The sequence below is a fragment of the Streptomyces sp. NPDC001513 genome (genome assembly GCF_042894695.1).
GTDB lineage: Bacteria > Actinomycetota > Actinomycetes > Streptomycetales > Streptomycetaceae > Streptomyces.
Genome location: NZ_JBIAVU010000004.1, coordinates 201,674 through 213,412, shown reverse-complemented (window position 1 = coordinate 213,412; position 11,739 = coordinate 201,674). Strand labels below are relative to the sequence as shown.

Below are 11,739 nucleotides of genomic sequence, written 5' to 3'. Positions count from 1 at the left end.
CTCGCCCGTACCGGGCGATGCCGAGCCACCGGGCGAGGGCCGACGATGAGGAGAGACGCGCAGGCCGGGAGCGGGCAGAGCGCCGGTTCCGGCCCCCGGCCCCGGCCCCCCGCCCGCGTCCTGTCCCGTCCCCAGAGGAGTGAGTGCTCTCATGCGCTACGAATTCCGCATCTCGGGCGTCGTGCCGGACACCCTCGCCGCGAACTTCCCCGAGCTCGACCGGATCCCCGTCCGGGAGCAGACGCTCCTGCACGGCAGCGTGACCGACGAGGCCCACCTGTACGGGCTGCTCACGCGCTTCCAGTCCCTGGGCCTGCGGGTGCTCGAAATGCGCCAGCTGCCCGCCTGACAGCGCGGGCGCCCCACGGAGGAGCCAAGACCACCCGCTTCGGGTGATCACAGGCACTCCGCACCGGACGACACTGCGATGTGGGTGCCGATGCCTGTGACCCGGCCTTGCCGGAGCAGGACGGTCCGGCGCCGTACCGCCATCTGTGAGGTGAATTCCATGGGTCAGCCGACACCGACCGGGGGGAACTGGAACACCGGCCCCGCGCCGGGCAACGCGCCACTGTTCCCCGGCAGCCAAAACGACGGTGCGGGGAGCATGGGCACGCTGTTCGCCGCGGTGCTCCTCATCGTGACCGGATGCCTCGCGATCTTCCAGGGCATCGCGGCCATCTCCAAGGACGACGTCTACTCGCGCATCGGCAACTACGTCTTCGAGTTCGACCTGACGGCATGGGGCTGGATCCATCTCGTCATCGGCATCATCGCCGTGCTCACCGGAGTGGGCCTGATCGCCGGCTCGAACATCGCCAGGGGCGTGGGCATCGCACTCGCCAGCCTCAGCGTGCTCGCCAACTTCATGTGGCTGCCGTACCAGCCCTGGTGGTCCGTCATCATCATCGCGATCGACGTGTTCATCATCTGGGCCCTGTGCACGAGTTGGACGCACGTGCCCGCCACCGAGTGACGCACGGACACCCCGCCCCGGCGCGCCCCGGCGACCCTGATCCGCAGGGTCCGCGGGGGCGCGCCGGTCCGTCGTGGCCCACGGTCACGGGGACTTCGGCTCGAACGGGAAGTAGTCCGTGTGCCGGTCGGAGGGGAGCACCGAATAGCTGGCCTCCGGCAGCTCGTTCCAGATGCCGGGCAGGTCGCCCAGGGGTTCCGAGACCACGATCCGCGTCTCGTCGGAGACCTCGCGGAGGTAGTCCAGTTCCGGATAGAGGTGTCGTACGGTGTCGGCCCGGCTGCTGTAGTACAGCGACCGGGAGCAGCCCTGGCTCGAATACCTGAACGCCCAGACCCGCTCGCCGTCACTCACCGCGATCGTCATCTGCAGCGGATTCGGCACCCCGTGCTGCTTTCCGAGATCCTCGACGAGACCCGCCATTCGGGCCACGGCGCCCGGCACGTCCTGGTCGAGGCCGAAGGTGACCGCGAGGTAGAACATCACCTCGGAGTCCGTGGAGCCCTCGATGGACGGGAACAGCGCGGGGTCGACCGCCATGCAGAGGTCGCGCTGCAGCCGGTGGAAGTCCGTGACCGCCCCGTTGTGCATCCACAGCCAGCGACCGTGACGGAACGGGTGGCAGTTGGTCTGCTGGATCGCCGAGCCCGTCGAGGCGCGGACGTGGGCGAAGAACAGGCTGGACCGCACATGGGCGGCGAGCTCGCGCAGGTTGCGGTTGTTCCACGCGGGTCCGATGTCGCGGAACACCGCCGGCGTGCCGTCGTCGTTCCCGCTGTACCAGCCGATGCCGAAACCGTCCCCGTTGGTCGATTCGACGCCCTCCCGCGAGCGGAGGCTCTGGTTGATCAGCGAGTGCTCCGGCCGGTAGAGCACGGCATCGAGGAGCATCGGCGAACCCAGGTACGCGAGCCAGCGACACATGCCACATCTCCTTCTCGGCTCCTCCGAGCCTAATCCCGCAGGTGTCGCGGTTCGCGCCGACGAACCGCCCGGGAGGCCCGAAGACGAACCGGGGCGGGCGCGGACACGGCAGGAGCGTTCCGCGTGCTTCCGGCTACGGATGGTGGCGTAAGGGTGATGCCGGGGGGCCGGCGGCGGCGTCGGCATGCGCGCGGCGCCTCCAGTGCCCAGGATGGTGGGATCCGACCCGCGTGCCGTTAGGAGCCCCCGATGCTGGAGCGCAAGCTGCGCAAGGACCGTACCCAGGTGACGTTCGTCCTCCCCGCGGACAGTCCGGCCGGGACGGTGAGTGTGGTGGGCGACTTCAACGACTGGCAGCCCGGGATCCACACCCTGCGGCCGCGCAAGGACGGCAAGCGCGCCGTCACCGTCGAGCTGCCCAACGAGAGCACGCACTGCTTCCGGTACCTCGCGGCCGGTGACTACTGGTTCAACGACGAGAGCGCCGGAGACCAGGAGGGCTGCAACAGCCGCCTGCACACCTGACCGGATCGGTCAGGAATCGAGAAGCACCGGCGGGGGAGCGGCGCCTAGCGTGACGGGTATGACTTCTCTCGCATCCGTCACCCTCGAGGTGGCCGACCTCACCGCCGCCGACCGCTTCTACACCGCCTTCGGTCTGGGCACGCAGGTGCGCCTGCGTGCCTCGGAGGCGCCCACGAGCGGCTTCCGCGGTTTCGCGCTGGCGCTCACGGTGGCCCAGCCGGCCGACGTCAGGGCCTTCCTCGACGCCGCCGTCGACGCCGGCGCGACGACGCTGAAGCCCGCCTCCAAGTCGTTCTGGGGCTACGCAGGCGTCGTACGGGCCCCGGACGGGACGATCCTGAAGGTCGCGAGCTCGGCGAAGAAGGACTCCGGCCCGGCCACCCGGGAGATCGAGCAGCTCGTTCTCCTGCTGGGAGCCACGGACGTGACCGCGACCAGGCAGTTCTACGTCGACCAGGGTCTCGTGGTGGGCAAGAGCTTCGGCAGCAAGTACGTCGAGTTCGCCGCCGGGCCGGGCCCCGTCAACCTGGCCCTGTACGGGCGCCGCGCCCTCGCCAAGGACGTCGGCGTCCCCGCCGACGGCACCGGATCGCACCGTCTCGTCCTCGGCAGCGGCGCCGGGCCCTTCACCGACCCGGACGGCTACGCCTGGGAGACCGTCGCGGCCCCGGCGCCCACCGCCTGACCCCTCACCGCCGCGGGTGGCGGTCGGGCCCGCCGGTCACGGTTCCGGTTCCGGGGACGGGCTCGCGCCACATCGTCCAGAGGGTCGGCCCGCCGTCCGGCAGCCGGAGCTCGCGCGTGACGCGGAAGCCGAACCGCTCGTAGAAGGGGACGTTCGAGGCCTTGCTCGACTCCAGGTAGGCGCACTGCCCCAGCCGGTCGCAGTGGGCCAGCTGCTCCCGCAACAGGGTCGAGCCGACCCCCGCTCCCTGCATCGCGGGGTCGGTTCCCAGGGTCGACAGGTACCAGTGCGGCGCGTCCGGGTGGGCCTCGTGCAGGGCGTTCTGTACGCCCGCGGCCCGGGACAGCCCCCGGGCGCCGAACACGCGCGCGTAATGCGGCACGGCCGCCAGCTCCTGCAGCCCGGAGGCCTTCCAGCGGCCGGGCCCCGACCAGAGCGCGGCGGCCAGCAGCCGGCCGCCGCCGGTCGCGGCCAGCCGGACCCCGCCCGCCCGCGGCCGCTGCTGCCGCTGGGCCAGCCCGAAGAAGGCGGCGATCCTGCGCTCCCGGCCGGCGGGCCCGGGGACCATCCACGCCATGACCGGGTCGTCGGCGAAGGCGCGGGCCAGCAGCGCGGCCACGGCGCGCGCTTCGGCCGGCCGCGCACACCGGATCCCGTAACCGGAGGAAGGCGGCGCTGTGCGTGCGTTCATGGGGTCACGGTAGGCAGCGGGACCGGGCCGCCCCCGCCGTCCACCGGCGGACACGCCGCAGGGATCACCCTCCGACGTGCGGGTATTCGTTGGCCTGCGGACGGCCCGACTGCTTGGATGCGGGCATGAACAGTGCCCTTCCGCCCGGTTATGAGATCTCCACCGCCCCCGAGCGCCTCGACCACGCGCTGATACACCGGTGGCTGTCGCAGGACGCGTACTGGGCCCTCGGCCGGCCCCGCGAGAAGCAGGACCTGGCCATCGCCTGCTCCCTGAACTTCGGCCTCTACGACAGCGCGTCCGGTGCGCAGGTCGGCTACGCCCGCGTGGTCACCGACCAGGCCACCTTCGCCTGGCTCTGCGACGTCTACATCGAGCCCGGCGTACGCGGCAAGGGCCTCGGCACCGCCCTGGTCGCTGCCGTCAGGGACCACCTCGCCCCGCACGGACTGCGCCGCATCCTGCTGGCCACCGCGGACGCCCACGGGGTCTACGCCGAGGTGGGATTCGAACCGCTCGGAGAGCCGGGCAAGTGGATGGTGCTCGGCGAGCAGTGAGCCCGCGCCCCCGTCGCACGCACGCGGTACGGGTCAGGCGGACGGGGTGAGGACCCACAGCCGGTGGTCCCAGCCGATGTCACGGCAGGCGCCGACCCCGAGGCCGGCGCGCTCCGCCAGGGCGGCCACGTCCGCCGCCGAGCGCAGCCCGGAGCCGAACGCCGCGGTGAGCCGCAGGTGGTGCAGGACCGCGTCGATGTCGTCCGGGTCGGCCGCCTCCACCTGCTCGACCAGCACCAGGGCCCCGTCGTCCGGCAGCGCCGCCGCGGCCTCGGTGAGGGTCAAGACCGCGTCCTCGTCCGGCAGCCACTCCAGCAGCCGGCACAGCAGCAGCGTCCGGGCACCGGAGGGCACCGGATGGGTCTGCGGTACGAGCTCCACCCTGGGCAGCGCCTCCGGGTCGAGGATCTGCTCGCCGAGGACCTCCAGCACCGACGGCAGGGCGGCGAGCCGCACCCGCAGCCCGGGGAACTCCTTGACGAGCGCGTTGACGACCGTACCGGCGCCGTTGCCCGACGCGCCGAGGACGTCCACCGCCGCCCAGTCGAAGGCGCCGACCACCCCGGGGGCGACCCAGCGGGCCTCGTCCTCGATCGCGGTACGGGCCGAACCGCCCAGCCGCACATCGGTGCGCAGCGCCTCGGCCAGCGTCTCGCCGGACGCCGTCCGGCAGCCGTTCCCGCCCGAACGCAGCCGCTCGGCGAGGCCCGCCAGCGACAGGTCGAAGGCGGCCTGGGCGCCGCGCAGGTCGTACTCCTCCAACGAGTGGTCGTCCTCGACCAGTTCCTCGCCCACCGCGGTGAGCCGGTACCCGTCCTCGCCGACCTCGAACACCTCGATCTCCACGAGGTACTTCAGCAGCGCGCCCAGCGTGCGCGGCTCGGTCCCGGTGCGCCGGGCCAGCTCGGCGGACTCCCGTACGCCCTGGTAGACGAGGTCGACCAGACCCAGCGTGACGGCCACGCGGATCGCCAGCCCGGGGGCCAGGTCGGTCAGTTCGTGCAGCCGCCCGTGCGCGTCCTCGCCCTCCAGCACGTCCGGGTCGGCGGGCTCGGCGAGGCCGGGCGCGACCTCCGCCCGCCGCCAGTAGCCGGTGATGTGCGTCTGCTCGCGCGGGACACCGCGGTCCACCGTCAGATGACGCCGGATGCCCTTGAGGGTGACGGCCTCGCCGGCCGCCCAGACGAAGACCGTGCCCGCCGGCCACTCCATGTCCCGCACCGCGCGCTCCAGCAGATCGCTGCGGCCGGCCGGCACACCGTTCCGCACCAGCCAGGTGACCTCGGCGTCGGCCTTCGTCGGCAGCTCCTGGCGGTGGCTGTCCTCGCCGACCTCGACGAACACCCGGGCCCGGATCCCCGCCGGCATCTCCGCCAGCCACCGGCCGATCGCCGGCAGCGCCGTCTCGTCGCCCAGGACCAACAGCCAGTCCGCGCCCTCGGGGTGGCCGTGCGACATCTTCGGCCCGGCGATCCACGTCACCTGTCCCGGAGCCGCCTGCTGCGCCCAGGACGAGGCGATCCCGCCGTCGTGCCGGACGAAGTCGAAGTCGATCTCCCCGGCCACCGGGTCGAACCGCACCGGCGTGTAGTCCTTGGAGATCGGACGGCCGTCCGCGGGCCAGTCCAGGCTGCTCACGTTCTGCCGGGGCAGCACCGGCTCCCGGCCCTCCTCGGCGAAGAAGAACTTCACGTGGTCGTCGAAACCCTCGGTGCGCAGCGGCGGGAGGGACAGACCGGCGTGCTCGAAGGCGTGCAGCTGGGGTCCGCCGAGCGTCACCCGCCGCATCCCGGGCGTGACGTCCGAGACGCGCAACACCGTCAGCTCCCTGAGCACGATGGGGAAGGTGACGACCGAGCGGGGACTACGGGGGGACATCCGACTGCTCCTTCACATCCGTCCGGTACATCCGGGTTGCTGCCACGCTACGGCGCGCCGCGCGCCCCGTATCCAACCCACGGGCCACGGCACTGACACCCCGCGCGCAACCGGGACGCGGACGGGCCCGCCTCCCAAGGGAGACGGGCCCGTCCGGCACACCGGGTGACGGGGGACGTCACTGCCCGGCGGCGGCCTTCGCGAGGAGCGGAGTGAGCTGTTCGACCACCCACGCGGCGCTCAGCGGGTCCGGGTAGGCGATGGCCGAGGACAGCGAGTTGTCCGAGGGGATCACCGTGAAGTGCTTGGTCTTCACCGCGTTCAGCGACTGGAACAGCTTGTTGGACTCCAGCTCGGTCGCGCTGATCACGCCCCGGTCGCCGAAGGGGTAGGTGACGAGGAGGACGTCGGCGTCGAGCTGGTCGAGGTTCTCCAGGCTCACGGCGTTCTTGTCCGGCGCGTAGTTCTTCGCCTTGTCGGTCTTGGTGAAGCCGAGCTTCTCGAAGACGCCCGGGTCCTGGGCGGCGTAGGACATGAAGCTGATCTGCTCGGGGTGGACGACCGTGTAGGTGTACGTCTTGCCCTTGAACTCGGGGTGCGCGGCGGCGGCGTCGGCCGTGGCCTTCTCGTTCGCCGCGATCACCTCGTCCGCCTTGGCGCTCAGGCCGAGGGCCTTCGCGGCGGTCTTCAGCCGGTCCTGCCAGGTGAGGGTGTCGGCGTGGGCCTTGTCGGTGAAGGTGACCACCGGTGCGATCGGCTGCAGCTTGGCGTAGTCGGCGTCCATCTCCCAGGTGTTCATGCCCAGGATGACGTCGGGGGCCTCGGCGGCGATGGCCTCGTAGGCGGTTCCGTCGGTGTCGTCGTACGTCTTCAGCTTGCCGGCGCCCAGCTTGTCGATGGCCCGCTGCTTGTACTCGGGGATCTTGGCGCCGTCCTCGACGTCCGGGGTGATCACCGGGACGATGCCGAGGGCCAGGGCGATGGCGGTGTCACCGTCGGAGACCGTCGCGACCTTGACCGGCTTCTTCTTGACCTCCGTCTTGCCCCACGCGTTGGTGAGCGAGACGGGGAAGCCGGCGGAGGCGTCGGTTCCGGCGGCGGGCTTGTCCTTCGAGGCCGAGTCCTCGCCGCAGGCGGTGAGCAGGCCGAGGCAGGTGACGGCCGCGGCGACGGCGGCGAGGACACGGGCCGGGCGGCGGCTCGTTCTGTTCATCACGGACATGGTGGTGGGCTCCTATGCGGGGGTACGACGGCCCAGCGGGAAGATCTGGGGCCGCTGCGATCGGGGATGGGGGACGACGAGGCAGTCCAGGCCGAAGACCTCGGCCACGGTCTGCTCGGTGAGCACCTCTTCGGGGGTGCCCTGACGCACGATCCGGCCGTCGCGCATGGCGACGATGGTCGAGGCGTACAGGGCTGCCTGGTTGAGGTCGTGGGACACCAGCACGATCGTCTTGCCGGCCTCCTCGTTGAGGTCGGCGAGGAGGTCCATGACCTCGATCTGGTGGGCGATGTCCAAGTAGGTGGTGGGCTCGTCCAGGAGCAGCGTCGGAGTGTCCTGGGCGAGCGCGAGGGCGATCCACACGCGCTGGCGCTGGCCGCCGGAGAGCTGGTCGACCGGGCGGTCGATCAGCTCGGCCGTGCCGGTCGCCGTCAGGGCGTCCGCGATGACCTCGTCGTCGGCAGCGGTGCGCCGCTGTCCGAACCGGCGGTGCGGATGACGGCCGCGCCACACGAGGTCGCCGACGGTGATGGACTCCGGGGCGATCGGCGACTGCGGCAGGATGCCGAGGCGCCGGGCCACCTCGCGGGTGGACAGGGCGTGGATCTCCCGGCCCTCGAGGAGGACCGAGCCGGCCGCGACGGGCAGCAGCCGGGCCACCGACTTCAACAGGGTCGACTTGCCGCAGGCGTTCGGGCCGACCAGCACCGTGATCCGGCCCGGTTCGATCCCGAGGGACAGCTCCTCGATGATCGGTTTGCGGTCGTAGCCGGCACTGATGCCGCGGGCTTCGAGCCGGAAGCCGGCGTCCGGGGCGGCGAGTACGGGTCGTGCGCTCATGCGGTGGCTCCTTGCCTGCGCCGGAGGATCAGCCAGACGAAGTAGGGGGCGCCGAGCAGCGCCGTGAGGACACCCGTCGGGACCGGGCTGATCAAGGGGGCGTGCTGGGCGAGGACATCGGCGCCGAGGACGATGACGGCGCCGATCGGGACGGCCAGGGCGACGGACCGGTCCGCGCCCACCAGCCGGACCGCGATCGGGCCGCTGATCAGCGAGACGAAACCGATCGGGCCCGTCACGCTGGTGGCCAGCGCGGCCGCCCCGGCCCCGAGCAGCAGGGTCGCGGTCCGGGCGGCGGCCACCCGGGTCCCGAGGCCCTGGGCGAGCTGGTCGCCGAGGGCCATGCTGCCGAGGGAGCGGGACAGCAGCGCCGTGCAGATCCCGCACACGACGAGCGCCCCCGCCAGCGTGGACACCCCTTCCCACGTGACGTCGTTGACGCTGCCGACCAGCCACCGCATCACCTGGGCGATGCCGTGCTGGCCGGCCACCGTGAACAGGTAGTTCACGTAGGCGGTGCACACGGAACCCAGTCCGATGCCGACGAGGACCAGGCGGTACGTGTCCACGCGCCCGCCCCGGCGGCTCAGCGCGAGCACCGTCGTCACGAGGAGGAAGGCCCCGCCGAGGGCGGCCACGGGAACCCCGAAGGGGACCGCCGGGGCGAACAGCAGCACCGTGGTGGCACCCGCTCCCGCCCCGGCCGAGATGCCGATCATGTCCGGGGTGGCCAGCGGGTTGCGGACGAGCCGCTGGTACAGGGCCCCGGAGAGGCCGAAGAGGGCTCCGGAGAGCAGCGCCGCCAGGGCGCGCGGCATCCGGATGCGGAAGATCACGTAGTCGGCGAGGCCGGTGCGCAGGCCGAAGGCCGCGGGCAGGATGTCGCCGGCCGGGATCCGCTTCACTCCGCCGAGCAGCACCGAGGCGACGACCAGACCGAGCAGGGCCACGACGAGCACGCAGGCGACGGTGATGGCCCGGCGGCCCTTGGCCCGGTGGGCGCGGCGCAGCCGCAGCACCGTGGCGGCCCTCAGCTCGGCGGCGGCATCGCCCGACCCGGCCCGGGGCGGCGGGAGGGGCGGGGTGCCGGAAACCTGCTCGACGCGGCTCCGCTCCCCGGGCGTCCGTTCCTGGTGTGTTCTCGCCATGCCACTCACATCCGGACCAGGTCGCGGCGGCGCGCGAGCCACACGAAGAAGGGTGTGCCGACGAGGGCGGTCATCACCGACACCTGGATCTCGCCGTGGTCGATCACCAGCCGGCCCGCGGTGTCGGCGCCGACGAGCAGGACGGCTCCGCAGACCATGGAGAAGGGAAGGGACCAGCGGTGGTCCGCGCCCACGAGCATCCGGGCGCAGTGCGCGGCGACCAGCCCGACGAAGGCGACGGGTCCCACGGCGGCGGTGGCGGCGGCGCACAACAGCACCGCCACGGCCGCGCTCGCCAGCCGGGCCCGCTCCACCCGGATGCCGAGGCCGCGGGCGGTCTCGTCGCCGAGGCTCAGCAGGTTGAGGGTGCGGCCCAGCGGCAGCGCCAGCAGCAGCCCCACGATCGCGAACGGGACGATCTGGCCCAGGAACTGGCCCCGGCCGGTGAGCTGGCCCACCGACCAGAAGCGCAGGTGGGCGTAGACGGCCTCGTCGCGCACCACGAGCAGGGTGATGAGCGAGGACATCACCGCGGCGACGGCGACGCCCGCGAGGACGAGGCCGATGGTGCTGCTGCCCGCGTTGGTGCGGGTACCGATCAGGTAGACGAGGACGGCGGTCACCGCCGAACCGGTCAGTGCCATCCAGAAGTAGCCCTGCACGCCGGACACGTCGAGGAAGAGGATGCCGAGGACGACGAACATCGCAGCGCCCTGTTGCACGCCCAGGACGCCCGGTTCGGACAGCGGGTTCATCGTCAGCGCCTGCATGATCAGCCCGGAGGCGCCCAGTGAGGCACCGACGGCGAGGCCGAGGAAGGTGCGGGGTATCCGCTCCGTCCACAGGACATCGCTGTTGTAGCCCTCCGCGCCCGGGTGCAGCACGATCCGGACCACTTCGAGCGGTGAGATGTCACGGGCGCCGAGGCCGATGCTCGCGATGGTCACGGCGGCCAGGATCAGGCCGGCGAGCACCACGACCACCGCTGCGCGCGAGGACCGGGGCCTCGGCGGTGGTGGGGCCGGTGGTGTCGCCGGCGAAGCCGTTTGCTTCATGGGGGTTGGGATGCTCCTCACCTGTTCAAGCTCGAAGTTAGGCTAGCCTTACCAAAGCGGGGTCCGGTCCAATGCCGGAGGCGAACCGCTCACATTCAGAGGCCAATCACGGCCTCTGCGGCACGGGGAGGATGTTGTGGCCTTGACGGGACTGCGCAGTGTGCGCGAGGAGGAGACCCGCGCGGACTCCGTGCTCGAGATCGACGACGATTTCATCGCCGAGGGCGGACACCCCCTGCACGTGCACGAGTTCCACCAGTTCCTGCACGTGCCGGTCGGCCGGATCGTGGTCACCGCTCTGGGCCGGGACCACGAACTGTCCGCCTCGCTGGCCCTGTGGATCCCGGCCGGCATCGCGCACAGCGCGCGGTTCGGAGCGGACTCCGTCATCGCCGTCGAGTCCTTCGACGCGGACCTGTTCGAGCTCCCGTACCAGGACGTCACGACGATCAACATCACCGACGCCCAGCGCCGGCTGGTCCTCGGCCGGATGCGCAGCACCGTGGCCGAGGCCGACGACCCGGAGGTCTTCGCCGCGCTGTCCGCCGGGCACCGCAACTGCCTGCCGCTGCCCCAGCCCACCAGCCACACCGCGGGCGCCGTGGCACGGGAGCTCGCCCGGACCCCGAGCGACCCGCGCACCGCGACGGAGTGGGCGGAGAACCTCTACACGAGTTCGACCAGCCTGCGCCGGGCCTTCCGCGCCGAAACGGGGATGGCCTTCTCCGAATGGCGCACCCGGCTCCGGCTCAACCACTCGCTGAGCCTGCTGGAACAGGGCCAGTTGGTCAGCGCCGTCGCCGCCCGGGTGGGGTTCGTCAGCACCAACGGCTACATCCTGGCCTTCCGCCGCCACTTCGGGCAGACGCCGGGCGCCTACGTGAAGAACTCGGTGGACCGCTCCGCCTAGGCGGCGGCCGGCTGCGGTTGCTGCTCGGCTTCCGTGCTCGCCGGCCCGCGGGCGGCCAGCTGGGCGTCCAGGGCGAACGAGCCCGGGCCCGTGAAGACGAGCAGCAGGAAGGCCCAGCAGAACATCGCGGAGGACTCCCCGCCGTTCTGGATCGGCCACAGCGCGTCGGGCTGGTGGGCCATGAAGTAGGCGTACGCCATCGAGCCGGAGACGACGAAGGCCGCGCTGCGGGTGCCCGCGCCGAGCAGCACCATGGCGCCGCCGACCAGCTGGATCACGGCCGCGTACCAGCCCGGCCAGGTCCCGGCGGCGACCGTGCCGCCGCCGG

At 72.1% G+C, this 11,739-nt stretch carries 13 protein-coding genes and 1 pseudogene; 6 read left to right on the top strand and 8 right to left on the bottom strand.

What is annotated here, in order from left to right; genetic code table 11:
- Positions 1–151: 151 nt before the first annotated feature.
- On the top strand, positions 152–349 hold the full coding sequence (locus ACFYZ4_RS10195) for a hypothetical protein (RefSeq protein WP_351300711.1): 198 nt from the start codon (positions 152–154) through the stop codon (positions 347–349).
- A 159-nt stretch (positions 350–508) separates the two neighbouring features.
- A complete protein-coding gene (locus tag ACFYZ4_RS10190) occupies positions 509–976 on the top strand; it encodes a hypothetical protein (RefSeq protein ID WP_351592300.1) in 468 nt (155 codons plus the stop codon).
- 84 nt (positions 977–1,060) lie between these two features.
- Here the strand turns inward: ACFYZ4_RS10190 and ACFYZ4_RS10185 are convergent, their stop codons facing one another.
- Complete coding sequence (locus tag ACFYZ4_RS10185) at positions 1,061–1,900, bottom strand: class II glutamine amidotransferase (protein ID WP_351298330.1); 840 nt, start codon at positions 1,898–1,900, stop codon at positions 1,061–1,063.
- 249 nt (positions 1,901–2,149) lie between these two features.
- On the opposite strand from ACFYZ4_RS10185, the gene ACFYZ4_RS10180 reads away from it, so the two are divergent.
- Together ACFYZ4_RS10180 and ACFYZ4_RS10175 are read left to right on the top strand one after the other, a co-directional pair.
- Positions 2,150–2,425, top strand: coding sequence for an isoamylase early set domain-containing protein (locus ACFYZ4_RS10180; RefSeq protein ID WP_351298333.1), 276 nt, complete (start codon positions 2,150–2,152; stop codon positions 2,423–2,425).
- Positions 2,426–2,483: 58 nt separating this feature from the next.
- Positions 2,484–3,110, top strand: coding sequence for a glyoxalase (locus ACFYZ4_RS10175; protein WP_390783552.1), 627 nt, complete (start codon positions 2,484–2,486; stop codon positions 3,108–3,110).
- Between the two features lie 4 nt (positions 3,111–3,114).
- Here ACFYZ4_RS10175 and ACFYZ4_RS10170 read toward each other — a convergent pair whose 3' ends face one another.
- Positions 3,115–3,801: a GNAT family N-acetyltransferase gene (locus tag ACFYZ4_RS10170; RefSeq protein WP_390783551.1), complete on the bottom strand. Its 687-nt coding sequence runs from the start codon at positions 3,799–3,801 to the stop codon at positions 3,115–3,117.
- Positions 3,802–3,926: 125 nt separating this feature from the next.
- Between ACFYZ4_RS10170 and ACFYZ4_RS10165 the strand changes: the two genes are divergently transcribed.
- Positions 3,927–4,358, top strand: coding sequence for a GNAT family N-acetyltransferase (locus tag ACFYZ4_RS10165; protein WP_351582881.1), 432 nt, complete (start codon positions 3,927–3,929; stop codon positions 4,356–4,358).
- Between the two features lie 33 nt (positions 4,359–4,391).
- Here the strand turns inward: ACFYZ4_RS10165 and ACFYZ4_RS10160 are convergent, their stop codons facing one another.
- From ACFYZ4_RS10160 to ACFYZ4_RS10140, 5 genes are all read right to left on the bottom strand, one after another.
- The gene (locus ACFYZ4_RS10160; protein WP_390783550.1) at positions 4,392–6,236 is read right to left on the bottom strand and encodes an SIP domain-containing protein; all 1,845 of its coding nucleotides are present in this window, start codon (positions 6,234–6,236) and stop codon (positions 4,392–4,394) included.
- Positions 6,237–6,414: 178 nt separating this feature from the next.
- A complete protein-coding gene (locus tag ACFYZ4_RS10155; RefSeq protein WP_390783549.1) occupies positions 6,415–7,449 on the bottom strand; it encodes an ABC transporter substrate-binding protein in 1,035 nt (344 codons plus the stop codon).
- 21 nt (positions 7,450–7,470) lie between these two features.
- A complete protein-coding gene (locus ACFYZ4_RS10150) occupies positions 7,471–8,298 on the bottom strand; it encodes an ABC transporter ATP-binding protein (RefSeq protein ID WP_390783548.1) in 828 nt (275 codons plus the stop codon).
- Positions 8,295–9,446 (bottom strand): FecCD family ABC transporter permease, encoded by a 1,152-nt coding sequence (locus ACFYZ4_RS10145; RefSeq protein ID WP_390783547.1) that lies wholly within the window; start codon positions 9,444–9,446, stop codon positions 8,295–8,297. Before ACFYZ4_RS10145 ends, ACFYZ4_RS10150 begins: the two co-directional genes overlap by 4 nt.
- Before the next feature lie 5 nt (positions 9,447–9,451).
- Positions 9,452–10,501: a FecCD family ABC transporter permease gene (locus ACFYZ4_RS10140; protein WP_384346473.1), complete on the bottom strand. Its 1,050-nt coding sequence runs from the start codon at positions 10,499–10,501 to the stop codon at positions 9,452–9,454.
- Positions 10,502–10,637: 136 nt separating this feature from the next.
- On the opposite strand from ACFYZ4_RS10140, the gene ACFYZ4_RS10135 reads away from it, so the two are divergent.
- Entirely contained in the window at positions 10,638–11,411 is a 774-nt protein-coding gene (locus tag ACFYZ4_RS10135) for an AraC family transcriptional regulator (RefSeq protein ID WP_351298358.1), read from the top strand.
- Here the strand turns inward: ACFYZ4_RS10135 and ACFYZ4_RS10130 are convergent.
- Positions 11,408–11,737: pseudogene (locus ACFYZ4_RS10130) on the bottom strand (DoxX family protein); the annotation flags it as partial. The gene ACFYZ4_RS10135 and the pseudogene ACFYZ4_RS10130 sit on opposite strands and share 4 nt — an antisense overlap.
- Between the last annotated feature and the right edge of the window lie 2 nt (positions 11,738–11,739).

Excerpts from the sequence above, each read along its gene's own strand:
- ACFYZ4_RS10195 (WP_351300711.1), top strand. The coding sequence starts at position 152 with ATGCGCTACGAATTCCGCATCTCGGGCGTCGTGCCGGACACCCTCGCC.
- ACFYZ4_RS10190 (WP_351592300.1), top strand. The coding sequence starts at position 509 with ATGGGTCAGCCGACACCGACCGGGGGGAACTGGAACACCGGCCCCGCG.
- ACFYZ4_RS10185 (WP_351298330.1), bottom strand. The coding sequence starts at position 1,900 with ATGTGTCGCTGGCTCGCGTACCTGGGTTCGCCGATGCTCCTCGATGCC.
- ACFYZ4_RS10180 (WP_351298333.1), top strand. The coding sequence starts at position 2,150 with ATGCTGGAGCGCAAGCTGCGCAAGGACCGTACCCAGGTGACGTTCGTC.
- ACFYZ4_RS10175 (WP_390783552.1), top strand. The coding sequence starts at position 2,484 with ATGACTTCTCTCGCATCCGTCACCCTCGAGGTGGCCGACCTCACCGCC.
- ACFYZ4_RS10170 (WP_390783551.1), bottom strand. The coding sequence starts at position 3,801 with ATGAACGCACGCACAGCGCCGCCTTCCTCCGGTTACGGGATCCGGTGT.
- ACFYZ4_RS10165 (WP_351582881.1), top strand. The coding sequence starts at position 3,927 with ATGAACAGTGCCCTTCCGCCCGGTTATGAGATCTCCACCGCCCCCGAG.
- ACFYZ4_RS10160 (WP_390783550.1), bottom strand. The coding sequence starts at position 6,236 with ATGTCCCCCCGTAGTCCCCGCTCGGTCGTCACCTTCCCCATCGTGCTC.
- ACFYZ4_RS10155 (WP_390783549.1), bottom strand. The coding sequence starts at position 7,449 with ATGAACAGAACGAGCCGCCGCCCGGCCCGTGTCCTCGCCGCCGTCGCC.
- ACFYZ4_RS10150 (WP_390783548.1), bottom strand. The coding sequence starts at position 8,298 with ATGAGCGCACGACCCGTACTCGCCGCCCCGGACGCCGGCTTCCGGCTC.
- ACFYZ4_RS10145 (WP_390783547.1), bottom strand. The coding sequence starts at position 9,446 with ATGGCGAGAACACACCAGGAACGGACGCCCGGGGAGCGGAGCCGCGTC.
- ACFYZ4_RS10140 (WP_384346473.1), bottom strand. The coding sequence starts at position 10,501 with ATGAAGCAAACGGCTTCGCCGGCGACACCACCGGCCCCACCACCGCCG.